This window comes from Paenibacillus sp. MMS20-IR301 (assembly GCF_032302195.1).
GTDB lineage: Bacteria > Bacillota > Bacilli > Paenibacillales > Paenibacillaceae > Paenibacillus_AQ.
Window position 1 is genome coordinate 7,610,593 of sequence record NZ_CP135275.1, and the last position, 25,427, is coordinate 7,636,019.

At 53.9% G+C, this 25,427-nt stretch carries 17 protein-coding genes; 15 read left to right on the forward strand and 2 right to left on the reverse strand.

The genetic code is table 11. From position 1 onward, the window contains the following. The first annotated feature begins 109 nt into the window (after window positions 1–109). From LOS79_RS32685 to LOS79_RS32720, 8 genes are all read left to right on the forward strand, one after another. Window positions 110–1,804: an alpha amylase N-terminal ig-like domain-containing protein gene (locus LOS79_RS32685; RefSeq protein ID WP_315415267.1), complete on the forward strand. Its 1,695-nt coding sequence runs from the start codon at window positions 110–112 to the stop codon at window positions 1,802–1,804. Window positions 1,805–2,370: 566 nt separating this feature from the next. Then, window positions 2,371–3,333 carry a glycoside hydrolase family 43 protein gene (locus LOS79_RS32690; protein WP_315415269.1) on the forward strand — a complete coding sequence of 321 codons (963 nt, stop codon included), beginning with the start codon at window positions 2,371–2,373 and terminating at the stop codon, window positions 3,331–3,333. A gap of 120 nt (window positions 3,334–3,453) precedes the next feature. Then, entirely contained in the window at window positions 3,454–7,194 is a 3,741-nt protein-coding gene (locus LOS79_RS32695; protein ID WP_315415271.1) for an alpha-L-arabinofuranosidase C-terminal domain-containing protein, read from the forward strand. 235 nt (window positions 7,195–7,429) lie between these two features. Continuing rightward, window positions 7,430–9,091, forward strand: a complete 1,662-nt coding sequence (locus LOS79_RS32700; RefSeq protein ID WP_315415272.1) for an extracellular solute-binding protein — start codon at window positions 7,430–7,432, stop codon at window positions 9,089–9,091. 200 nt (window positions 9,092–9,291) lie between these two features. Further along, on the forward strand, window positions 9,292–10,197 hold the full coding sequence (locus tag LOS79_RS32705) for an ABC transporter permease (RefSeq protein ID WP_315415274.1): 906 nt from the start codon (window positions 9,292–9,294) through the stop codon (window positions 10,195–10,197). Window positions 10,198–10,213: 16 nt separating this feature from the next. Further along, window positions 10,214–11,101, forward strand: a complete 888-nt coding sequence (locus tag LOS79_RS32710; RefSeq protein WP_315415276.1) for a carbohydrate ABC transporter permease — start codon at window positions 10,214–10,216, stop codon at window positions 11,099–11,101. Window positions 11,102–11,177: 76 nt separating this feature from the next. Beyond that, a complete protein-coding gene (locus LOS79_RS32715) occupies window positions 11,178–12,950 on the forward strand; it encodes a sensor histidine kinase (RefSeq protein ID WP_315415278.1) in 1,773 nt (590 codons plus the stop codon). After that, window positions 12,937–14,595 (forward strand): response regulator transcription factor, encoded by a 1,659-nt coding sequence (locus LOS79_RS32720; protein ID WP_315422571.1) that lies wholly within the window; start codon window positions 12,937–12,939, stop codon window positions 14,593–14,595. Before LOS79_RS32715 ends, LOS79_RS32720 begins: the two co-directional genes overlap by 14 nt. 104 nt (window positions 14,596–14,699) lie before the next feature. Here LOS79_RS32720 and LOS79_RS32725 read toward each other — a convergent pair whose 3' ends face one another. Then, on the reverse strand, window positions 14,700–15,158 hold the full coding sequence (locus LOS79_RS32725) for a hypothetical protein (RefSeq protein WP_315415279.1): 459 nt from the start codon (window positions 15,156–15,158) through the stop codon (window positions 14,700–14,702). Between the two features lie 252 nt (window positions 15,159–15,410). Further along, a complete protein-coding gene (gene fabV, locus LOS79_RS32730) occupies window positions 15,411–16,601 on the reverse strand; it encodes an enoyl-ACP reductase FabV (RefSeq protein WP_315415280.1) in 1,191 nt (396 codons plus the stop codon). Between the two features lie 137 nt (window positions 16,602–16,738). Between fabV and LOS79_RS32735 the strand changes: the two genes are divergently transcribed. The 7 genes from LOS79_RS32735 (at window position 16,739) to ruvA (ending at window position 25,422) form a co-directional block, all read left to right on the forward strand. Next, window positions 16,739–17,713 carry an ornithine cyclodeaminase family protein gene (locus LOS79_RS32735; protein ID WP_315415281.1) on the forward strand — a complete coding sequence of 325 codons (975 nt, stop codon included), beginning with the start codon at window positions 16,739–16,741 and terminating at the stop codon, window positions 17,711–17,713. Between the two features lie 13 nt (window positions 17,714–17,726). Further along, window positions 17,727–18,887 (forward strand): dipeptidase, encoded by a 1,161-nt coding sequence (locus LOS79_RS32740; protein ID WP_315415283.1) that lies wholly within the window; start codon window positions 17,727–17,729, stop codon window positions 18,885–18,887. A 14-nt stretch (window positions 18,888–18,901) separates the two neighbouring features. Further along, window positions 18,902–21,037: a CocE/NonD family hydrolase gene (locus LOS79_RS32745; RefSeq protein WP_315415285.1), complete on the forward strand. Its 2,136-nt coding sequence runs from the start codon at window positions 18,902–18,904 to the stop codon at window positions 21,035–21,037. Window positions 21,038–21,466: 429 nt separating this feature from the next. Beyond that, window positions 21,467–22,639: a serpin family protein gene (locus tag LOS79_RS32750; protein WP_315415287.1), complete on the forward strand. Its 1,173-nt coding sequence runs from the start codon at window positions 21,467–21,469 to the stop codon at window positions 22,637–22,639. A gap of 114 nt (window positions 22,640–22,753) precedes the next feature. After that, window positions 22,754–23,488 (forward strand): BofC C-terminal domain-containing protein, encoded by a 735-nt coding sequence (locus LOS79_RS32755; RefSeq protein ID WP_315415288.1) that lies wholly within the window; start codon window positions 22,754–22,756, stop codon window positions 23,486–23,488. Window positions 23,489–24,298: 810 nt separating this feature from the next. After that, the gene (gene ruvC / locus LOS79_RS32760; RefSeq protein WP_315415289.1) at window positions 24,299–24,802 is read left to right on the forward strand and encodes a crossover junction endodeoxyribonuclease RuvC; all 504 of its coding nucleotides are present in this window, start codon (window positions 24,299–24,301) and stop codon (window positions 24,800–24,802) included. Further along, window positions 24,799–25,422 (forward strand): Holliday junction branch migration protein RuvA, encoded by a 624-nt coding sequence (ruvA, locus tag LOS79_RS32765; RefSeq protein WP_315415291.1) that lies wholly within the window; start codon window positions 24,799–24,801, stop codon window positions 25,420–25,422. The genes ruvC and ruvA overlap by 4 nt, the downstream gene beginning before the upstream one ends. The last annotated feature ends 5 nt before the right edge of the window (window positions 25,423–25,427 follow it).

The window sequence follows — 25,427 nt, forward strand, 5'->3', positions numbered from 1 at the left end:
TTAATACGGAAGTGGTATTTGTATCCATAATAACACAAAACCAGCAAACTGCTTTACACCGTTACTTTATACAGAATGCAAGATTTGGATAAAAGGAGAGCTGTAATCAATGTCTAAGCAATGGTTTATGATCCATGCCAGTGAAGATCCTTATGCGTTTCCCGTCGGCCCCGGCCTTCTCAAGCTGCGATTGTTCGTACAGAGCGGGCAGGCGCTCATCTGCACCGTCGTTCATGCCGACCGTTACGATTCTCCAGGAAGCGAGCTTCCCGTGGAGATGGAACGCATCGGCTCCGCCGGGAGTTATGATATCCATGAGGCGGTAATTCAGACTTCAGCGGGTAGAAGCCGCTATTCATTCCATGTGGCCGATGCTGGCGGAGACTATCGCTGGTTTGGCGAGAGAGGGATGGCAAGAAGCCGCGAGCATGCAGGTGTTTTTCAATATGCGTATATACATCGCACCGACGCGCTGCAGTTGCCTGCCTGGGTTCCGGGTTCAGTGGCTTATCAAATCTATCCGAGCAGCTACTATCAGGGAAATCTGCAAGGCATCTCCGCCAAAATGCCCTATTTGCGTGAGCTTGGCGTAACCCTTGTCTATTTGACCCCCATCTTTACTTCACCTTCTGAGCACAAATACAATACTTCTGATTATTACACGGTGGACCGGGCATTTGGAGATTTGCAGGACCTCAGAGAACTGGTGCAGAGCGCACACCAGGAAGGGATCAGAATTATTCTGGATGCGGTTTTCAACCATTCCGGGGATACGTTTTTTGCTTTTCAGGACGTTCTTGAGCATGGGGAAAACTCTGCGTATAAGGACTGGTTTTTTGTACGCTCCTATCCGGTAACCCAGACTCCCGAGCTGAATTATGAGACCTTTGCCAAGGCCGAGGCCTACATGCCCAAGCTGAACATGAATCATCCCGAAGCAGCCGATTATATGCTTGCCGTAGCCAAGTATTGGGTGCGGGAGACCGGCATTGACGGCTGGCGGCTCGATGTGGCCAATGAGGTCCATCCGCAGTTCTGGACCCGGCTGCGCCGCGAGCTTAAAGCCGAATGGCCGGACTTGCTGCTGATCGGCGAGATTATGCATGCCTCCGGTCCCTGGCTGCGCGGTGATCAGTTTGACGGAGGCATGAACTACTTGCTGCGCGACAGCATGCTGGAGTTTTTCGCCGAGCAATCGGCGGGACCGGTGCGCTTCATGGAGCAGCTGCTGCATCTGGAAGCGCTGTATAACGATCAGGCTAACACGGCTATGTTCCAGCTCTTGGGCAGCCACGATACGCTGCGGTTTATGACGGCCTGCAAGGAGAGCGGGCGGGGGTGGGACATCGAGCGTACAGCGGGACTGCGGATGCGGCTGGCTGTATTTTTTCAAATGACCTATCTTGGGGTTCCCATGATTTATTACGGGGATGAGGTTGGCATGGAAGGGGCTACCGACCCGCATTGCCGCAAGCCGATGCTGTGGGAGGGGCAGGATGAGGAACTGCTGCAGTGGTACCGCCGCATGATCACATTAAGAAGGAACCACAGGGTGCTGCAGCAAGGCTCCTTCCGGCCATGGTTCACGGATGAACCGCGGAATACGTTCGGATACATACGGCGCAGCGGGCAGGACAAGATCGGGCTGATGCTCAACAACTCCCCAAACACTTATCGCCTGAAGCTGCCCCGCTTCCGTTCCGATAAACAGGTGCTGACAGACCTGCTGACAGGAACAACGATCCCGAATACCGACCTGCTGGAGGTGGAGATTGAACCGTTTGGATGTTTGATGTGGTCTTAATGGAATACATTGAACGAATTGTACGCATTTATTCAAAAATCATCGAAGCGAGAACCCCACTTTGTGGGGTTATTTTACGTAACCTGGCGGAGAACGATGCCTCCGTTAGCAGTAACAAATGTATCCTGAAGTCATATTTATTCTTTCAAATGTTATCTTGCAGAGGGCGGTTTCAAATAAAATCTTATATTTTATATAGGCTGATTGTAAATAGAGCAAGGTTTGAATATGTGTCATAAGGTTTGATTTTGTATTTAAGAAGCAGATGTAACCTGAAGATAATGATTTAATTCATATTTTACAGAAGTGAAATAGCAATAACATGAAATAAATAGAAAAATGTATATATAATTTAAAGTAATAACGATTAATTAGAGGGAATTCCTATGAATATCCTCTTTTATTCATTTGTTTTTAATAATATATAAATATTTTTATATTTACATAAAAGTATTGCTGTGCTACTTTGGTAATTGCATGCACCGAAAGAAATACCGGCCGGTAAATATGGGGAATTCTTGAAATAGCTTCCGTGGCCGGCATCCTAGCAAAGAGGAGAGATCATTATGCCTGCAAACAAAATATTTACCAATCCGCTGGTGGAGCAGCGTGCCGACCCTTGGGTATACAAGCATGACGACGGCTGGTATTATTTCACGGCATCCGTCCCTGAATATGACCGGATTGAGGTAAGGCGCTCAAGGACACTGGAGGGTCTGGCGGAAGCACAGCCTGTGGTGGCTTGGCGTAAAAATACTGCGGGACCGCTCAGTGCCAACATTTGGGCCCCGGAAATTCATTATATCCAAGGCAAGTGGTACATTTATTTCGCAGCGGCTCACACAACAGAGACAAATGAAGGGTTATTCGACCACCGCATGTATGCACTGGAGAATGAGTCGGTTAATCCGCTGGAAGGGGATTGGGTTCTGAAGGGGCAGGTGAAGACCGCCTGGGAATCCTTCGCCCTTGATGCCACGACGTTCCAGCACAAGGGGATACTGTATTATGTGTGGGCACAGAAGGATCCTGACATTGACGGAAACTCTAATTTATACATTTCGGAAATGAGTAATCCGTGGACACTGCGCGGCAAACAGACGATGATATCGACTCCGGAGCATCCGTGGGAGATTATCGGATTCAAAGTGAACGAAGGAGCGGCAGTCCTCAAACGGAACGGCCGGATCTTCATCGGCTTCTCGGCGAGTGCGACAGATTACAATTATTGCATGGGATTGCTTGAGGCGGATGAGGACAGTGATCTGCTTGATGCAGCTTCATGGACTAAGCATCCGGAGCCGGTATTCCAGACAGCGGAGGAGAACAGCCAGTACGGCCCGGGACATAACAGCTTCACGGTAGACGAGGATGGCCGGGATGTCATTGTCTATCATGCGCGGAGCTACAAGGAAATTACGGGTGACCCGCTGTATGATCCGAACCGTCATACACGGGTTCAGCTATTCCGCTGGAAGGAAGACGGCACGCCTGATTTCGGTGTGCCTGCAAGAGATAACCGGGGTTAACGCCTGTCACCATAACCGCAATTACACTGCCAGCCAGGCTGCCGAGAACATCTCGACAGCCGTATTGGCATTGAGAACCGGGCCATAAGACAATAAATCATAGTATAGGAGAATGCATAGATGACTACATTTCATGGACAAATGATTGCCCATTACAGGTTTGATGATGCGCAGCAAGCCGGCAGGGACAGCTCCGGCCGGAATAATCACGGGGAAGTGTCCGGCAAGCTGCCGCCGGTGGTCTCTACAGTCGGCGGCAGATCCGCAGTTACTTTTACAGGAGGCCGCAACGGTTCATCCTTCATCCAGCTTCCCCCTGATTTGCTTGCAGGAGTCAGCGACCACACCGGGCTAACCGTTGCCGGTTGGGTATATTTCGGCAAGGGAACCAGCGTGTGGGAACGGATTTTTGATTTTGGTACCGGGGAGAGCGGACCTGCTGTGTTCCTGACCCGGCAGCTGCGCGGAACCTTATCTGCGGGTGAAGCACTCGTTGCGGATGCGGGCAAGGGCTTGCCTGCCGGTGAATGGATGCATATCGCTATATCCGTAACGGGAACGGATGAAGGACAAGCAAGCAGTGCCGGCCCGGTTATCTATTTGAACGGTGAGGTTGTTGCTGACGGCTCTATCAGCCAGACCGCAAGCGGCAGTTATGCCCAGCTGCGCCGCTGGTTCAAGACGTTAGCGGAGGCCTCTAACTACAGCAGCAATTATATCGGACGCTCCCAGTTTGCGGCGGACGATGATTTTACCGGCTCCATTGCAGATTTCCGGATGTATCAGGCAGGCTTATCCCACGATAAAGTAATTGAAATCATATGCGACTCGCTGACCGATGAGGAGATCCTGAAGCTTGCTGCGGATAAATACCTGTCCCTGCCGGCAAGCATTGTGGCCCATAACCTTACCCTGCCGTCTTCTCTAATGGGGGGGACTATAGCAGCGGACTGGAAATCCAGTCATCCGGAGGTGATTTCGGACCAGGGTGTAATTCAGGATATTACGGCGGTGCAGGGGGTAACGCTTGCCGGGATTTTGAGTAAGGGAGACAGCTCTTTCCGGAAGAATTTCGAAATTTCAGTTATTCCTCCGGGGGTGCCGCCGTATACCTTGAACGTTCACGGCAGCCGGGATATTGCGGATGTCAGCGAAGTGATGTACGGATTATTCTATGAGGACATTAACAATGCGGCGGACGGGGGGATTTATGCGGAGCTGGTGCAGAACCGGTCCTTCGAATCCTTCGCCTTCGATACCTATTCCCATGCTTCCGGCGAATGCGGCTGCTCTACCGGACGGAACCGTGAGCCTTTATTTGCCTGGTCGGGGGATACAGAGCGGATGATTCCGCAAAGCAGCGGCGGGCTGAATGAATTCCTGGGCTGTACAGATAAAGAAGTGAATGCCTATTATGTAAAAGTAGCTGACGGGGCGGTGATCCGGAACAGAGGGTTCGCTGATACCAATCAGCATTGTGCAATGGCAGTCCGGACCGGAGCGCAATATGATTTTACCATCTGGGCCAAAGCCGAAGCCTCTGGCCTGATATCGGTACAGCTGCAGTCACCGGAAGGTGGAGCTGTCAGCGATACCGTTATTGTCCATGTTGAAGGCGGCGGTGTATGGAAAAAGTATGGTGCGGACACCAAGCTGTCTTTAACCGGATCAGACACGGTTCTGGGCCAGCTGGCGCTCACTTTTACCGGTGAGATCTCAATTGATATGGTCTCATTAATCCCGCAGGCGGTGTGGGGAGCTGAAGAAGAAGGGCAGTCTGCATCGGCGCATTCCAATTATCTGGGCAATCCGAATTACCGGCTGCGCAGAGATCTGGTCCAGGCGCTGGTTGAGCTGCATCCGAAATTTCTGCGTTTTCCCGGCGGCTGTATCTCTGAGGGCTCCTTCATCTGGGAGAATGTCTATGACTGGAAGGACTCCGTAGGAGATGTTGAGCTCCGCAAGGAAAACTATAATGTCTGGGGCTACATGATGACTATGGGTCTCGGCTATATGGAATATTTCCAGCTGGCTGAGGATCTGAATGCGGTCCCACTCCCGGTGATGGCTTGCGGTGTGCTGTGCCAGGCCCGTTCGGATTATGCCCATCCCGCCGGCGGCAAGCTCAGGGAGCAGTATATTAAGAACTTTACGGATTTGATTGATTTTGCCATCAGCATGGATTTTGCGGGCAACGAATGGGCTGCGCTGCGCAAAAAAATGGGCCACGAAGGGCCGTTTGACCTGCGTTATCTGGGAGTGGGCAACGAAAACTGGGGCACTGAGTTTTTTGCCAACTTTGAAGTGTTCAAGGCGGCAATCGATGCATACATGGCAGAGCATTATCCGGCTCATGAGCTGCACATTATCTCTACCGTGGGTGCCCAGGCGGATGACGATGCCTATCAGGCGGGCTGGAAATTCCTCAGCGGCAATCTGGAGGGGACATCTGAGGTTGCTTTTACCGATGGTCATGAGGTCATTGAGGAAACCGTTACCTGGTACGGGCAGCAGCAGAACTATATGGACACCATTGCGGATGAGCATTACTACCGTTCCAATGAATATCTGCTGAACAATGCGGACCGTTACAATTACTATTACAGGGCAAAGAGCCCGGACGGAAGCATCAACTGGAAGGAAACCTCGAAGGTCTTTGTAGGAGAATATGCTTCTACGGATAAAAATACACTCGCGGGAGCCGTAGCAGAGGCAGCGCTGATGACCGGGTTCGAGAATAACGCCGATGTCGTGCGGCTCTCAGCCTATGCGCCTCTGTTCAATAAAGTATTGACAGACGGAACGTACCGGTGGACACCGGACTGCATCTGGTTCGACGACGAAACCGTATGGTTCACTCCGAACTATTATGTACAGCAGTTGTTTGCGAAGTATCTGGGCGATAAGGTGCTGCTAACATCATTCGGGTCATACCGAAACGGCAAGAAAGCCGAATATGTTCCCCATGGCGGAATTGAGATCGCTGCCGGCAACGCTGAGGTGGCTGTAAAACGGGTAACGGTTACCTCTAACAGGGACGGCCGTATCCTGCTTGATCAGGACTTCACACTAGCGCTGGACCCGGCATGGCAGGTCATTCCGGGCTCTGCAGGCTCAGTAGTCCGGCCGGGTGTGGGGCTTGTGCTGGAGGCCCAGTCCGCCGGGCTGAACGGCTTGTACATCCTGAATGATGAATGGACAGACTACAAGGTAGAGGCCGTTGCTTCAAGGCTTGCGGGTGAAGACGGCTTCTATGTAGGGGCAGGCCTGACGGATATCACTCCGGGAAGCAAGGATGTGATTGAATATGCAATCGGCTATGGCGGCAATGCCACCGGAGTCAAAGTGTATAAGCAAGGGATTGAAGCCTACACCCTGGGGGATTACTCATCAAGCACTGCAGCCGGCAACCTGAGGGCGGCCAGTTACGAACCGCTTGCTGACAACACTGAATATACCATTACAATGAATTACGGCGGCGGTACCGGCGGGCAGCTGATCTGCTCATATACAGACGGCAGGACCACCAGCCGGATTCTGGATTATAAGCTGGAGGCTTATAACCGGGAGATATTCAGCTCTGTCACGAAAGACGCCGGCCATGTATATGTTAAGCTTGTGAATGCGGACAATGTAGACAAGGCTCTGACGCTGAATCTTCTCGATCTTCAGGCAGAGGCGGAGGCCGAGCAGATTACATTAACCGGGGAGTCCTCGCTGGTGCATGTGCCTAATGTGAATAAGAAGAATGCGGGAAAGGTTGTCCCGCACACGGGCAAGATTGTCCTGGCCGGTAACAGTACACTCGTGAACTTGCCGGCGAACTCGGTAAATGTGCTGGTTATTAAGCTTAAAGGGTAAAGCGGAGTAATCCGGCATAGCGGAATTGTCCCGCGTCATGACTTGACGTGAGGACAGTTCCGTTTTTAACATAGACCTATATAGGGCAGTGGCTACCGGCACCTTAACTACATATTTATCTAAAAAGTCTCAGGAATAGGTAAAGAAAAGATACAGAATGTAAAAGGATACCACTCGCCGTTGTTAACGCTTTCTTAATACAATAAGGATGTAGATAACAAGGGAGGTTCATCAGATGAAAAAAAAGCTTAAAGCATTGCCGGTGCTGGCTACAGCAATCGTTGTCTCACTGGCACTCAGTGCATGCTCCAGCGGGAACAATAGTAACAGCGGGAACGGCGGCGCAACGAACGCAACTGCCAAACCGGAGAATGCAGCGGCGGCAGCGGCCGGCCCATTGACCAAATATGATCCGCCGATCAAGCTAAGCTCCACCATGGCCGAGACGGGTAAGGAAACCTTGGCCGAAGGAGATACATTTGCTAATAATATCTGGACCAGAGGTTATGAGAATGAGCTTGGTATCAAAGTAAGCTATGACTGGATTGTTCCAGGTGCCAACTATGATGAGAAAATGAATGTGACCATGGCGAGCGGAGACCTGCCTGACCTGCTGAAGGTCAATATGGTGCAGTTCGAACAGCTGCATGAAGCGGACATGCTTGAAGATCTGACTCCATACTTTGAGCAGTATGCTTCCGATCTGGTCAAAGGGTATTATGCGGAGGAAGACGGAGCAGGCCTGAAGCCGGTTACGAAGGACGGTAAGTTGTATGCCCTGACCAGCTTTGGCGGTTCACTGGACTCCTCGGATATGATATGGATCCGTAAAGACTGGCTTGACAAGCTGGGCCTGGCAGAGCCGACGTCGATGCAGGATATTATCAAAATTGCCGAGGATTTCACCTTTAATGATCCGGACGGCAACGGGAAAAAGGATACCTTCGGGATCTTTATGAATAAGGATCTGCCGATTAACGGTTTCCTGCTGGGCTACCATGCGTACCTTGAAACCTGGATCAAAAACAGTGACGGCGAGATTGTTAACGGTACAGTCCAGCCTGAAGTGAAGACCGGTCTGGCAGAACTGCAGCGGCTGTATAAGGAAGGGGTCCTCGATCCTGAATTCGGCGTTAAGGAATTCGCCAAGGCGATGGAAGATGTAAATGCGGGCAAAATCGGAATGATGTTCATGCCGCAATGGGCACCGTTCCAGGTCATGAATATGTTTAAGAAGGATCAGACGGTAAACTGGGTGCCTTACCCGGTACAATCAATTGACAGCGAGCCGGCCAAAACGCAGAATCACCTCGGAATCGGCGGTGTGTTCGCAATCCGCAAAGGATATGAGCATCCTGAGGCTCTGATCAAACTGCTTAACTTCCAGGCTGAAAAAATGTTCGGGGAGTCAGCTGCTAAAGAGCGGGCCGCCTATCTGAACGGTGAGACCGGTCTCGGATTCCAGAACGCAACGGTTTCCAATCTGCCGCCGAACAAAAACGTGAAGGCGCAGGATGAAGTAGAGAAGGCGATTGAGAGCAAGGATACGTCGAACATGGGACTGGAAGCAGGCCTGTTCTATCAGGATATCATGGATTACCGGGGCGGCAATCTTGATAAATGGAACATGGAACGGATCTTCGGGCCGCTCAGCTCACAGGGCATCATCAAGCACTACCGTGATAACAACCTGATTGTGATGAACCAGTTCATCTATGCGCCGACCAAAACGATGAACAGCAAATCAGCAACACTGGATAAGCTTCGTGCTGAGACATTCCTCAAAATCATCTACGGCAATCTGCCGGTGGATGCCTTCGATAAGTTCGTAACGGACTGGAAGAAGCTTGGCGGGGATCAGATTACCCAGGAAGTGAATGAAGTAGTCGGTAAATAACCAGTTTGGCGAACAAACGGGACGGCCGGTGTCAGGGATCTGACGCCGGAGCCGTCCCTTTCTTTGTCTGCAGTAGGCCCTTCGCCCCAGCTTGATTCATCCCGGCGACAGGTCATCAAAAGATACCAAATGTCAACAGGCTCCACTGTCAGCGGCCTTTTAGGGTGTTCTATAATTTAGAATATAAGGAGGAGACAGAGATGCGCTTTAATACCAAAAAATTCGTACGTAATATTCCGCTGCATGTAATGATATTGCCGGCCTTAATTATCATTATTATCTTCAGTTATGTGCCGATGGCGGGGCTGGTCATCGCCTTTCAGGATTTTTCCCCGGTGGCAGGCTTTAAACATATTACTTGGAACGGCCTCGACAATTTCCGTTACCTGTTTGATCTGCCCGGCTTCAGCACGGTTGTGTGGAATACGGTGTTTATCTCCACCATGAAAATCGTAGCCGGACTTACCGTGCCGGTGATCACCGCCCTGCTGCTCAACGAAGTCCGTGTGAACGGCTTCAAGCGTACAATACAGACCATTATATATATGCCGCACTTTTTCTCCTGGGTTATTCTGGGGGGGATCGTCGTCGATGTGTTATCCCCGAGCTCCGGGATTGTCAATATGCTGCTGAAGGCTCTGGGCATGCAGCCGATTCAGTTTCTGGCGGATAATAACTGGTTCCCGTACATATTGGTCATTACTGACCAGTGGAAGGAATTCGGCTTCGGAACGATTATCTACCTGGCAGCACTGACCAGCATTGACACCTCGCTTTATGAAGCCTCTATTATCGATGGTGCCGGCAGATGGAAGCAGACATGGCATATCACGCTGCCCGGGATCCGCCCGATAATGATTCTGATGCTTACGCTGAGTCTTGGCAATGTCCTGAACGGGGGATTTGATCAGGTATTTAATCTGTACAATCCGCTGGTGTATGAATCAGGAGACATCCTGGATACAATGATTTACCGGATAGGTCTTCAGGAAGCGCAATATTCGGTATCTACGGCGCTTGGTTTGATTAAGTCCGTTGTATCCTGCGGCTTCATCGGGCTTGGCTATTACCTGGCTTACCGTTTCGCCAAATACCGGATCTTCTAGGGAAGGAGCACTATCCATGCAATTCACATCCAAACCGTACCGCTGGTTTCTCCGTATCAATTATGTCATTCTTGTTTTGCTCGCGGTCCTGTGTTTTTTTCCAATCATCAATGTGCTGGCGATCTCCTTCAGTTCAAGTGAGGCGGTCAGTGCGGGACGGGTTACGTTCTGGCCGGTGGAGTTTACCTTTTCTTCCTACCGGTACATGCTGGAAAATAACCAGTTTATCCGTTCCTTCGGAACCAGCCTGCTTAGAGTAGTGCTAGGGGTATCCGTTAACTTGATCTTCACGGTTCTGGTTGCCTACCCGCTCTCCAAAGAGGCGGCGGTATTCCGCTCGCGGACCGTTTACGCCTGGATCTTCGTATTCACCATGCTGTTCAGCGGCGGGCTGATTCCCGGTTATCTGGTCGTTAAGGAGATGCATCTGCTGGACAGCATCTGGGCGCTCATCATTCCCGGAGCAGTGCCGATCTTCAATGTGCTGCTGATGCTGAATTTCTTCAGGGGACTCCCGAAAGAGCTGGAGGAAGCGGCGTGGATGGATGGTGCAGGCCATCTGCGGACCTTATGGAGCGTGTATCTGCCCGTGTCTATGCCCAGTATTGCGACAGTAACGCTGTTCGCGCTTGTCGGCCACTGGAATGCCTGGTTCGACGGAATGATCTATATGCGGAGCCCGGAGCATTATCCGCTGGCTACTTATCTGCAGTCAATTCTTCAGCAGGTAACGGCTTCGATGGAGAATGTTACCCTTGAGGAAGCCTCCCTGCTGAATCTGGTCTCGGACCGGACGACCCAGGCGGCGCAAATCTTCTTGTCCATTTTACCGATTATGGCGATTTATCCGTTCCTGCAAAGATATTTCGTACACGGGCTGGTCGTCGGCAGCGTGAAGGGTTAAAGTATAAAGGTACTTGAGAGAAGCCGGCGACGGCTTCTTTTTTGAAAGCTAAAGCAAACGCAAAGGAATCTATGAAATGAAATCAAAAGTATACCGCTTAAACCGCCATTCAATCGTGCATAAGCTGCTGGTTGCTTTCCTGCTGGTAGTGCTGCCGCTATACATTCTCGGAATCTCGATTACCTTCTACAGCTCCAAGCAGATGCAGGCGGAGGTGGAAAGAGCGAATGAGTCGAAGCTGCAGTTTTATTACAGCCACCTGGAGTTTGAGCTTCAGCGGATCACCCGGCTCGTTGAGGAATATTCCGTTGATGATACGCTGGCCTCCTTCAGCGCCCGGCTGCCGATTATGAGCCAGTACGAAGTGGACAGCAATCTGAATACTATTGCGGTCAAGCTTAAGCAGATCAGGGAGACCAGCCCCTACATCGGCGATGTGGTGTATTATTTGCCTGAGATCAACAAGCGGGTCAGCGTGCAGGACGGTGTCCGGAATGTCGAGCAGCAGGATTGGCAGAGCCTGGGCGATACGATGGGCAATCTCGGCGGACCAGTATCGGTCTATAACAATGAGCTGTATGTGCTGCGCCGCAGCCCGTTCAATATGGACAGCAAGGTGCTGCCTAATTTTTTGCTGGGGATTAAGCTGTCGAATCCGGAGCTGGAGCTGCGGCTGAAAGAATACGCGGTATCCGGCGGAAGCGATATTACCCTTGTGTTCGGCAGTCATGATGAGTACGTCCTGTCGACAGCAGAAGCCGTGCCTGAGCTGCTGCCGGCCCCGGACAGCCCGCCGGAAGAAGAGACGGTCAGCGTGCAGCGCTACCGGCAGAATGATTCCTTCAATTATTCACTCTACGATCACAGCAATCATTTCAGGCTGACGGCCAGCATTCCCAATTCCATCCTGCTCAAGCCGATCCGTGTGTTCACCGGCCTGCTCTGGCTGCTGACCCTGCTGTCGCTGATCATTATCCTGCTGTTCTCGGTATGGCTGTTCCGGGCGATCCAGCGGCCTATATCTATCCTGATCAGAGGCTTCGAGAAGGCGGAGCAGGGGCAGACAGGGCTGCATATTACCCATTCGCGGAAGGATGAATTCGGATATCTGTATATCCGGTTCAATGACATGCTCCGGCGCCTGCATATTCTGATAGAAGAGAATTATGTCCAGCGCATCCGTACCGGGGAAGCGGAGCTGAAGCATCTGCAGTCGCAGATTACTCCTCATTTCCTGTACAACAGCCTTTTCAGCATCAAGCAGATGGCGGAGGTGGAGAATGTGGAGCTGATTAAAGAGTTCTCCGATTATCTGGGCCAATATTTCCGCTATATGACACGCGACTTTGCCCAGGAGGTTACGCTCGGACAGGAGCTGGACCATGCGCTGGTCTATCTGTCGATTCAGGGAATCCGGTTTGGGCCGCGGATCCGCGCCGAGGTGGACAGCCTGGAGCCGGATTGCCGGGGGATCAAGGTTCCGCGGGTGCTGCTGCAGCCTATTCTTGAGAATGTATTTGAGCATGGCCTTCACCGGAGGTCCAGCGGCGGCCTGCTTAGCCTGAGCTATAAGAAAACAGGAGAGACTCTGGTCATTTCGATTGAGGATAACGGGGATACCTTGACCGATGAAGGCTTGTTACGGCTGCAGCAGCAGCTGACCAGGCAGGAAATCATTAGAGAAGAAGAAACCACAGGACTTCTGAATGTGCACCAGCGGCTGCGGATCAAGTTCGGCTCTGCCTACGGCCTGCAGGTTGAACGGAGCCCGCTCGGCGGCTTATGCGTTAAAGTTAACATTCCGCGAAAAGGGGAGGTGTTATCCGGTGCGGCGGATGATGATCGTTGATGATGAACCGGTTATTCTGGACGGGTTATACGAATTTTTTGTAAAGGCTGATTTTGCCGACCTGGAGATCATTAAAGTGCATTCGGCAGATCATGCGATTGAATGGCTGAATTCGCTCAGAATTGATATTGTGCTCAGTGATATTTGTATGCCAGGCATGGACGGGATGGAGCTGATCCGCGAGATCGTTGACCGCTGGCCGCGCTGCAAGGTTATCCTGCTGACCGGCCATAACGAATTCGATTATGCCCATCAGGCCATCCGCAACCCTTGTGTCATTGATTATCTGCTGAAAACAGAAGGGATGGACAAAATCCGCGCTGCCGTAGCCGTGGCCCTGGAGCAGATAGCTTCGGAGGAGGAATATAATTACCAGACCCAATGGTTCCGTGACAAGCTGCCCCGGACGCTGCCCCAATTGCAGCAGCAGCTGCTGCATGACATTCTGAGGCGCACCGACAAGATTGATTACCGCTCCCTGCAGGAGGAATTCGATACGATTCAGCTGCCGTTTCAGGCGGCTGAGCGAGTGCTGCCGGTCATTATCAGGATTGAAGCCTGGAGGAACTATGAAACGCCCTCAGACCGGACGCTGATCCGCTATGCTGTAGCGAACATCTCGGCGGAGCTGCTGGGAGACAAGGCGGAGATTAAGGCTGTCGACCTTGATCCGGTCACGATTGCCTGCTTCGTTCAACCCGGGCCAGCTACTGTATCTGCACATACCCGCGAAGAGGCGTGGCTTAAGACGCACCGCTTCGTGCATGGTGCGATGGAATCCATCCAGCAGGCCTGTGACACCTGGCTGCAGCTGTCTGCTTCGGTCATTGCCAGCAGTAATACGGTGGACTGGCATGAGCTGAATTACAGCCTTAACCGCCTGCGGCTGGCCGGTTATGACAGCATGGGGCTCGGCATGGAGAAGCTGCTCAAAATCAATACGCTGGAGCCGGAGCCGGTCCATGGGATTATGCAGAGCCGGCTGGCTTCATCGGGACTGCTGCTTGACTATGTGAAGCAGCGGCTGCTGGAAGGGAGTTCGGACTGGGCGACTCCGCTGCGCAAATGGGTGGAGCTGGCCGGCGAGGACGGTCCGGAAGATCCTTTGATCCGATGGAGAATGCTCTCGGGAATCAGCGGCACCCTGCTGGAGGTTGTGCAGGAGCTGGGCCTTACAGAACAGGCGTTAAGCCAGCAGGATTTGTCGCGGCTGCTGCAGTTCAATATCCACACGCCGTGGCCGGCCGTGATCTCCTTCTGCCATTCCTTTTTCGAATGGATTACCGCTAACCGCAAAGCCGCCTCCAGGCATGATGAATTCAGCATCCTGTCGATGATCCACCAGTATATCAAGCTCCATCTGGCGGATGATCTGTCCCTGACCCGGATTGCCCGGGAGGTATCGCTGAATCCCTCGTATCTCTCGCGCTGGTACAAACGGGCAACCGGCAAAAGCCTGTCGGATTATATCGCGGATAAAAAGCTGGAGCTGAGCAAAGAGCTGCTGCTGGGCACAGCATTGAAGATGCACGAGATCTCGGTCCGGCTGGGCTTCAGCGACCAGCATTATTTCTTCCGGTTCTTCAAGAAAACAGCCGGCTGCACCCCGCAGGAGTTCAGGGAGCAGCGGAAGCCGAGGGATTGAGGGCAAGCTGAAATAAGCCGCCGCTTCACAGGGAAGTGCTGATCACTTCATCCTGATGAAACGGCGGCTTTGCTGTGCCTGCAGCTGATCAGCCAATAGTGCAGTCAGCGTATCCGGTTATAAATACTCCAGCTGTTCACCAGATGGCCGATAGCAAACAGCAGGGCCGGGATTATAAACAGCCAGGATTGCAGCCAGAACCCGAGCAGCAGGAAATAGATTGCCGGGAAGAGGGCCATAGGGACCGGAATCCCCAGCCAAGGGCTGAACAGCGCCGAGAACTTCCGGCCGCTCCGGTAATAGCGGACCCAGCAGCCATAATAAACCAGCAGGCACACGGCCATTCCTGCAGCGGACAGGCCAAGTGATTGCCCGGCAAGCTCGCGGCCGAAGAGAATCGGCATCATGAAGCAGGAAATCTGGCCAGCCCGCTCCAGAGAAGTGAAGATCAGCGGTGTGGGGGGCACAGACTCCGGGGCATTCCGGGGCTGGAAAAATATAAAAAGCAGGTTCGGCAGTAAAACAAGCAAAGGAACAATAAATCCTGTACTGTGCAGGCCCATGGGCAAGCTCCATCCTATTCATCCGTATGTATCTTTCAGCTCTAAATTACATTGCAGGCCAGAACCTGTCAACCAGATTTACCAGGATGCGGAAGAGGAGGCAGGCTTGGCGGGTGCCGTGTGGAGAATACCCGGGTGGAATAGGCTATGATAGGCTATGGTATATGCCATGCCTGATCCCACCCGGCCCGGGGCAAAAAAAACAGCCGCCCCGTGAAGAAGGAGCGGCTGCTGTATGCCAGTCAGGACATTTTATACCATGTTAGGAATATCCACTGCAGGATCAGTGTCTGCTTCGTAGTCCACGCCTTCGGTGCGGAACCCGAACAGATGGAAGAAATCATCGCGGTAGCCCTCAAGATCAGCCAGCTCCGGCACATTATCTGTCTCCAGCTCGTTCCAGCGCTGCATCACCTCGATTTGTACATCCTCACGCATTTCCCAATCATCAATCCGGATCAGATGGCTTCCGTCAGCTGCAGCTTTGCCGCTACTATACAGATGCTCGGCGAACAGGCGGTACATCTGCTGAATGCAGTTCTCGTGCAGCTCCTTCTCCTTCATGACTCTGTACAGGGCGGAAATATACAGCGGCACTACCGGAATAGCAGAGCTGGATTGAGTGACCAGAGCCTTGTTCACGGACACGAATGCCCGTCCGCCTGACGCGGAGAGCTTGTCATTCAGGGCAATTGCCGTCCGCTCCAGATCATTCTTAGCCTGGCCGATGGTTCCGTCACGGTAGATCGGATGGGTCACCTTCGGTCCGATATAGGAGTAGGCAACCGTTGTTGCCCCGTCTGCCAGCACACCGGCAGCCTGGAGCTGATCCATCCACATGCCCCAGTCTTCTCCGCCCATAACGGCGATAGTCTGGCGGACCTCGTCATCCGTTGCCGGCTCGATGGTCACTGTGGACACTTCTCCGGTGTGGAAATTCATGGTTTTGTTGCTGTAGGCTTCACCCACCGGCTTGATGACCGAAGAGAATACTTCTCCGGTAACCGGGTGGGTACGGCGCGGAGACGCCACGCTGTACACTACCAGATCCACGGTGCCGAACTCAGCCTTAATCAGGTCGATGGTCTTCGTCTTGATGGCATCCGAGAAGGCATCGCCGACGATGCTGAAGGATTTCAGACCCAGCTTGGAAGCTTCCCGTTCAAATGCAGCTGAATTGTACCAGCCGGCAGAGGCTGTGCGTGCTCCTTCAGCAGCTTTGTCAAAGAATACGCCGATCGTGTTGGCTCCTGCGCCGAAGGCAGCGGCAATCCGTGAAGCCAGGCCATATCCCGTTGAAGCGCCGACGACCAGCACGTTAACCGGACCTGTAAGTTTCTTCTGTGCTTTTACATAATCGATCTGTTCCTGTATTTGTCCGGCACATCCCTCCGGGTGAGCTGTTGTACAGATAAAGCCGCGTGTTTTTGGCTGAATGATCATCAAGGATATCCCCTTTGTTTTAGTTTTTAACTTTTTTCGCTAATATAGAGTATAGCAAATGATGGCACAGAAAGATAAGCTTGAATCTTAGATTAGAGCCGCAATTCACTGTTCGGCTTTCCGGGAGGCACGGGGATATGATTATTATTAATGAAAAAGAGGTTGCTGAGCTGCTGACGATGGAGGCCTGCATCACTGTCATGGAGGCCGTTCTCGCAGATCTGCCTGACGGCGGGGCGGTGCAGAGCCTCCGCCAGGTGGTGCCGCTTGCGGACCGGAATCTGCTGGGCCTGATGCCGGGATACCTGCGGCGCGAGGGCGTGGCGGGTGCCAAGCTGATTAGCGTATTCCCGCATAATCACGATCTTGGCCTGCCCTCGCATCAGGGGATGGTGGCGCTGTTCGACGCCGCCTCCGGTACCCCGCTGGCCATAGTCAACGGCCAGGCAATCACGGCCATCCGCACGGCGGCGGTCAGTGCGGCGGCCACGAAGCTGCTCGCCCGGGAGGACGCGGCGGCCCTGGCGGTGCTCGGCACCGGGGAGCAGGCCCGGTGCCATGTGGAGGCGATGCTGCAGGTGCGGAGGATCAGCCGCATCGCGGTGTGGGGCAGAACGCCGGCCAAGGCCGCGGCGCTGGCCGCAGAGATGGGCAGCCGCTGGAGCGTAGCGGCTGCGGCGGCGCCCACGGCAATGGACGCGGTGCGAGGCGCGGACATCATCTGTACGGCAACGGCGGCGGTGGAGCCGGTGCTGCAAGGCGCCTGGGTGAAGCCAGGCGCCCATATCAATGCGGTCGGCGCCTGCCGGGCGCATGAACGGGAGCTGGACACGGCGCTGGTCGCAGGGTCCAGGCTGTACGTGGACCGCCGGGAGTCGGCGGTCCATGAAGCGGGTGATTACCTGATCCCGCTGAGCGAAGGGGCCATTACGGCCGGACATATCACCGGGGAGCTCGGTGAGCTGCTGACAGGCCGTATACAGGGCAGGACGGACAACAGTGAGATTACACTGTTCAAGGGGCTGGGACTGGCGGTCGAGGATCTTGCTGCAGCCTTTTATATTTATAAACAGGCGGCCCTGCTGCACAAAGGCACGGAAATCAAATTCTAGGGGAGCGAAGCATATGGGATTACAAGAAGGCTGGTATGATTTCGGGCTGAGCAGCGCACAGGAGGAGCGGGCGAAACGCCTGCATGAAGAGAACATCAATATCGATCTGTTGTTTCAGGGACCGTTGTCACCCAAGGCGATTCCGGAGCATATCTCCCTTAAGGTGAAGGAGCTGTGCGAGCCGTACAGGGATGAACCGATGGTCTACAGCGCGATGCCGGCGCAGCTCATTACCCGGATGTCAGCTGCCGGGGAAATACCGGAGTATAAAGAGGAATGGTACAAGTCCGGGATTACCGCCGGCAACCGGGAGCTGCATCTGAATGATACGGAGAGTCTGATTACCAGCATGGCTGAGGTCCAGCTGCAGTTCGATTCCGCAGACTGGCTGGTGAAGGCATTGAAGGCGGAGGATATCCGCAGAGCGAAACGCGAGGGCAGGAAGGCGGGGATCATAACCGCACAGGAGACGGATGCGCTGGGGACGAACCTCGGGCTGCTGGATGCCCTGCACAGCTTCGGTCTCAGAATTCTGCAGCTGACGTACAATAACCAGAACCTCATAGGCTCAGGCTGTGCGGAGCCGGGCAACAACGGGCTGTCCAAGTACGGCCGGCGGGTAGTTGAACGGATGAATGAGCTGGGAATCATCACCGATACCGGACATTGCGGCAAACAGACGACCCTGGATGCCTGTGCGGTCTCAAGCGCGCCTGTGATCGCCTCGCATACCGGTGCGGAAGCCCTCTACCCTCATATGCGCTGTAAAAGTGATGAGGAAATCCGCGCCATTGCGGCGACCGGAGGGGTCATCGGGATTTTTGCCATGCCGTGGTTCGTGCATGAAGATCCCGGACACACCACGATTGAGCATGTGCTGAATCATATCGATTATGTGATCCGGCTGGCAGGCATCGATCATGTGGGCATCGGTACGGACTGGCCTATGAGTGACCTCGAATGGTCATTGGTCTTTTTCAAAGAGCAGATTGCTCCTAAGCTCGGCTTCGCCAAAGGGGACGGGCCCTCCACGGAAACCGTTGCCGGCCTTGAACAATACAGTTATTTCAGCAACTTCACACGGGGGCTGGTGGCACGCGGTTACAGCGATGAGGATATTGCCAAAATTATGGGCGGCAACTGGCTGCGTGTATTCGAACAAATTTGCGGATAGGAGACTTTTACAATATGAATACATATTTGCAGCAGACTGACTTTCATTTCTATTGCTCGGGAATATACAGCGGGAAGATCCGGTTTACGGGTCAGAAGGGCCAGCCGGTGATGCATGCCAAGGTTGATCCACGCAGACGTACGCAAATGCAGGAAAATGTACTGGAGGCCGGAGCCAAATACGTGCTTCCTCTGACCACAATTGCCGGGCAGCTCAGCGTGTATGCTTCAGCGGAATGGACCGGGGATGAGGTGGTGCTGGAGAACGGGGATAAGTATCAGAAGCATGTCACCTATCAGGCGGACATTGCCGGTACTGTGCAGACATCCCAGGTGTGGGCTTACCGCGGCGGGACGGCGCTGGATATTGTGACGCTGGACGGGGAGGTGATTGCGTTCCTGTCCCCTAACCGCTACGGCATCGAGCTGATTGTCAAGGCAGGCTACGAGCAGCTGACCCCGCTGGCCGTCTATGCTGAACCGCTGCTGTCACAGCCGGAATACGGTGTGAATGATCTCGGTACGTATCTTGTGCCGATGCGGGACGGTGTGCGGCTGGCTACCGATGTGTTCCTTCCCGAGGGTCTTGAGGCGGGGACTAAGGTGCCGGCGATTCTGGTGAGAACCTGTTATGACCGCAACGGGAAAAAAGAGATTTTCATGCGCTGGGCGAACAAAGGCTATGCCGTCGTCTCCCAGGATGTGCGCGGCCGCGCCGATTCGGAAGGCGAGCTGATTCCCTTCTATAATGAACGGGATGACGGCTACGATACGATTGACTGGATTATCGCCCAGGACTGGTCGGACGGCAAGGTGGGCATGTGGGGAGCCTCCTATCTCGGCTATGTTGTTGTAGCTGCCGCTACCAGCGGCCATCCGAACCTGCTGGCGGTAGTGGACGAGGTCAATGTGGGCTCGCCGTTTGTCGATACCGCGCGCAAAGGCGGGACGCTCTGCTCCTGGCCGCTGCTCTCCTGGACACTGGCACAGTCGGTGGGGACGCGGACGGACTTTGATATCTTCGGCGGCATTACGGTGAACCCGGAGGCGGCGGTCGATGCCAGACCCGTCAAGGATATTCCGCAGCAGATGATCGGCCGCACCTCCGGCCCCTGGGAGCTGTGGAGCCAGCATCCGGAGTATGACGATTTCTGGCGTAATTGTACCTTCACCGAGCGCGGCGCCCAGGTTAAGGTTCCAATGTATGTAATCTCCGGCTGGTATGACGGCGACAGTCCCGGGGTGTCCGAGACCTGGCGGATGCTGACCGAGCATGATGTGCCGCACCGCAAAATCCGCCTCGGCGCCTGGGAGCACGGTCCGAACCGGGCGCGCGACCTGCAGGGCGTGGCGTTCGGCAACGATGCGGTCGTCTACGATTATGATGTATCCGTGCTGCGCTGGTTCGACCGGTTCCTGAAGGGGATCCGAAACGGGATCGACGAGGAGCCGCGTGCTGCCTACTATGTGGTGGGCGAGAACCGCTGGAGAACCTCAGCGGACTGGACACCGGCGGAAGCAGTGGTTACTCCGTTTTACCTGGCCGGGGAGGGCCGGGCGAATTCGTCGCTGGGTGACGGCCGGCTGGCCATGGCGCCGGAGGAGCACTCCGCTGCCGATACTTACATCTATAATCCGGCTGATCCGGTGGCCGACAGCGGTGAGCGGGAGCCGGAGAATATGCGGAAGCATGAGCTGCGCAGCGATATTGTTGTCTACACCGGCGAACCGCTGGCCGAGCCGTTAACGATAGCGGGCGAGCTGTCGGCGGTCATCTATGCGGCAAGCTCGGGCCTGGATACGGACTGGGTGGTGACGCTCAGTGATGTTAATGAAGGTGGCGATTCCATCCGCCTGTCCAATTATATCGTGCGGGCCAAATACCGGCACGGGCTGGAGCAGCCGCAGCTGCTGACGCCGGGGCAGGTGGAGCGCTATGATATTTTCCTGCAGAATATTGCCCACACTTTTGCCGCCGGACACAGGGTCCGCTTCACCGTGACCTCCTCCAGCAAATTTGTCGCCTTCCCCAACACGAACACCGGGCATAATCCGTATGAAGACACGGAGGCCGTCATCGTGCAGCAGACCATCTGCCATAACCGCGAGTATCCTAGCCACATTAAACTCCCGGTGGTGCCGAATGCCTAGCTACGGACATCAGCGCCCTTATTTTCTGAAATTGGACTCTGCAGCGGGGCTAACGGACACCATGGGATTAACATCTCTGCAATAGCCTGATTTCCGCTGAAAAATGCTGAATAAGTGCGCTGATGTCCGTTAGGAGTAAGAAAGTTGCTTTTAACGGGAAATAAGGGCGTTCTTGTCCGTTAGCCTGCTACTAAATAGATTGAACTTACGAAACTGATCAGGAAGCCGGCTGTGATTTTGCAACTTTTCCCAATTCGGACCGTCAATGAATGGGAATGGCAATTCTGCCATCCTGTACATATCAATAGCGCGCCGGATGAATCCAAGGGGGAATGCGGAATTATGGCGATGTTCAAAAGAATACCAATACTCTTGTTAGCCGTGCTGTTCTTAACTACGGCCGGCTGCAGCAGGGGAGGAAATTCAACGATGAGCTACTCAGAGAGACAGGCAGCCGCAGCGAAGCTTGATTTCGGGCTGGCTGAGAAAAGCAACCGGCTGGGGGTGCAGCTGTTAGGGGAATTGTGGGAGCCGGGCGGCGGTAATCTGACGGTGTCGCCTTATAGTGTCGCTGCTGCGCTGTCACTTGCTTATAACGGTGCTGCCGGAGGAACCGCAGAGGAGCTGGGGGAAGTGCTGGGCTATGCTCCCGGTGAGCGTTCCGCGCTGAATTCAAGCCAGCAGGCGCTGCTGCAGGTACTGAATCATGCCGGGCCGGGGATTGAGCTGAAGATTGCCAACTCGGTCTGGGGTATGGAGGGGCTGCCGCTGCGCAAGGAATATCTCCAGGTAAGTGAGGCGAGCTATAACGCGGAGATTCAGACAACGGATCTCGCTGCAGCGAAATCCGTTACGGTGATTAATGACTGGGTGGCGGATCATACGGAGCACAAAATCAAAGAGATGCTGACAGAGCCGCCGGGGCCGCAGGCTGTGGCTGTACTTGTCAACGCGCTTTATTTCAAAGGCGGCTGGACTGATGTGTTCCCGGAAGCGGCTACTGCACCGGCAAGCTTTTATCCCCCGGATGGTGCGGCTGTGCAGGCGATGATGATGCAGCGGAGCGGGTTGTTCCAGTATACCGCTAACGAAAAGTGGCAGGCAGTGAAGCTGTCTTACGGGGAAGGCCAGATGGAGATGGTGGTCATTCTTCCGGATGAGAAGTCTTCACTTCAGGAGCTTGCGGCACAGCTTGCTTCAGGCGGCCTTTCGCCGGATGAGGGCTTTGCCGGCACCAGAGGCACGCTCCGCCTGCCGCGGTTTACTGCCAGCTACGGGACAGAACTCAAGCCGGCGCTGCAGCAGCTTGGCGTGAAGCTTGCTTTTGACCAAGACCGGGGGGATTTCTCACAGCTGGCGGATTTGGACAGCCCGATCTACTTCAGCAAGGTTATTCATAAGACCTATATCGATGTAAATGAACGGGGGACAGAGGCAGCTGCTTCCACTGTAATTGAGATGCGTGCAGGGTCAGCTCCGCCTGCGGAGGCGCCGTTTGAGATGACGGTTAACCGGCCGTTCCTGTTTATGATCAGGGATGTACAGACCCGGCTCGTGTTGTTTCTTGGAGTTATTGAGAATCCGGTTAGCACAGGCTCATAGCCCGCAGATTCACAGGATATGGGATGAAATTCACTCAGAGGCGCATAAATGCTCCCTTCACAGGTCACAATAGGAAAAAACCAGATTGAAGGGATTAACGTGAATGCTTTCCGCTTGAAAAAACAACTGTGGCGGCGATGGAGACGTTGGAAAAAAGCTCCCTGGGTAGGCGCGGCTTGCATTGTGCTTACGGTGCTGGCCTGGCGCGGCATGCAGGTACCGGAAGAGATCAGCCTGCTGCTTAACCATACGGCCTGGACGTTACCTGGAACAATCAGCGATAAGGTGGAATCCGGCAGCAGCCTGCCGGCTGTGGCAGCTGTATATAACGATATGGAAGCAGATAGAGAACCTGAAGCGGCTATACTGGACAGCCAAGAGCTGCTGAAGGCGGTTAACGGGGAGCCCGTTAGCAGAACGGTGCATCTGAAGACGGTGTATGTATCCGGTGAAGAGGTGCAGACACTGCCCGGGAAGCGCACTCCCGCCCAGCTTAAGCTGCTGATTGCCCGTTATGCCGGGTGGAGCGGATGGTTCGGGCGTGAAGGTGATCTGTGGCTTGAGCAGAGAGTCGAAGATCTGTCGCCGCTTACCAAGAAGGAAGCCTACTTCGGCGTGGATGAGCAGGGGAATCTTACGTTGTTCAAAGGCCGCCCGGAGTCGGAAAAAGTCATGAAAACCTTCTTCCAGCTGGACATGGGCTCGATGAAATCATCGCTCCCGGCGGACATCTGGGAACAGCTCCATCAGGGGATCCGGGTACAGGATATGGAGGAATACAACAGCGTGCTGTCCACCTTCAGCGACTATGCGCGGGATTCTGCGGAGCAGGTAATGCAGGCGGAATGATGATAGGGCAGCTGTGGGATTAAAATGTAGCATAGCAAATGCAACATATGAAGAGAGCGCAGAAGTAATATACGGCTCGCGGGCAGATTGCCCGCGGGTTTATTTTGTTGCCGGGAGAAGAACAGGCAGAGCGTGGGGCACAAGAGCTGCAGTAATCGGGCAGATTTAAAATTGAGGCCTCAATAAAAAAGCAGGGAGAATGGACGGAGAAGTGCCGCTGAAGCAACAGATGTTATAGTAACCAGCTTTTGGCGGAATGAGGGGCAATGTGCTCCTGAATTACTCCGTATGCCGACTTATGTTGAAATGAGGGGCAGTTGTGCTCCTGAAATTGGCGAGAGGTGGGTACGAGGAGAGAAATAGAGTGAAAAATCCCACTATGTGGGCTGAAAACAGGCGGAAGCAGCGAAATAGAGTGAAAAATCCCACTATGTGGGCTGAATATAGGCAGAAGCAGCGAAATAGAGCGAAAAATCCCACTATGTGGGCAGCCGGAACCGGGCAGCGGACAGCTTTTGCACTCGCCTGGCCGGGTAGGCGCATAAGGAACGTCTTCTTTCGGAGAGCGTGCAGAACCGAAGCTAGATTTAAGTGTCTAAAAATTTGGCTGTATTTATCTTCCGGAACCATCTGGAGCAATTCTTCAAAGGAAAACAGTTCCTCTAAGTCGAAGGCCAGGCTAACGCTGCTTTAACCCTGCTGTTAATTTCCCCGGGACAAAATTTTGTTTTTGTCTCCCCGGGGAATTTTTTTTGCTATAATGGGGGGAAGGAATACATATGTTCGCTTTACAGAGGAGAGAGAAGGAACTTGCGCATCTTGGGAATTGACCCGGGGCTGGCGATTGTCGGCTTTGGTTTTGTAGATAAGACGGGAAACAAGCTGACCCCGGTACAATACGGCTGTATCCAGACTGAGGCGCATACGCCGGAAGAGGAACGACTGCTGCATGTCTATGAAGGCATGGTGCAGCTGATAGACAAATATAAACCGGATGCGGTTGCGATAGAGAAGCTGTTCTTCAGCCGCAATGTGACCACGGCGCTGCCGGTGGCGCAGGCGCGGGGAGTATTGATTCTGGCGGCCGTGCAGCGTGGGCTTCCGGTTGCCGAATACACGCCAATGATGGTGAAGCAGGCCGTGGTAGGCTACGGCAAGGCCGAGAAGAAGCAGGTGCAGGAGATGGTCAAGCTGCTGCTTAAGCTGTCCGCCGTACCGAAGCCTGATGATGTGGCGGATGCACTGGCGGTGGCGGTCTGCCACGCCCATTCCGTAAGTCTTAATTCCAAATTAAATGAGGTATTGCGAAAATGATAGATTTCCTAAGAGGACCGGTTGTACATTTGGAGTCAGAGTATGTCGTGCTGGATGTTCAAGGCGTCGGATACCGGGTGTTCTGCCCGAATCCGTATGCTTTTGCCAAGGCGGAGGGTCCGGTGATGATCTACATTCATTATCAGACCCGCGAGGATGCTACGCTGCTGTTCGGGTTCCCGACCCGCGAGGAGCAGAAGCTGTTCCGCAAGCTGATTGAAGTATCGGGCATCGGGCCGCGTGTGGCGCTGGGCATTCTGACCGGCGGGTCGCCGGATCAGCTGATCTCAGCGATCTACCAGGAGAACATCACCTTCCTGACGAAGCTGCCGGGCATCGGCAAGAAGACGGCGCAGCGGATGATCCTGGATCTGAAGGACAAGCTGGACGGCTTCGGCGGGGCTGCCCTGCAGACAGGGCTGTTCGCTGTTGCGGCTGAAGCCCAGGCGAAGGCCGAGGCGCTGCCGTGGGAAGAGGCCCGGGATGCCCTGAAGGGACTTGGTTATACTGATGCCGAGCTGGACCGTGTCTGGCTGACGATGAAGAAGGAAGGGACGGATACCGGCCCGGTTGATGTACTGATGAAGAAAGCGCTGGGACTGCTGTATACCGCCAAGTAGGACCT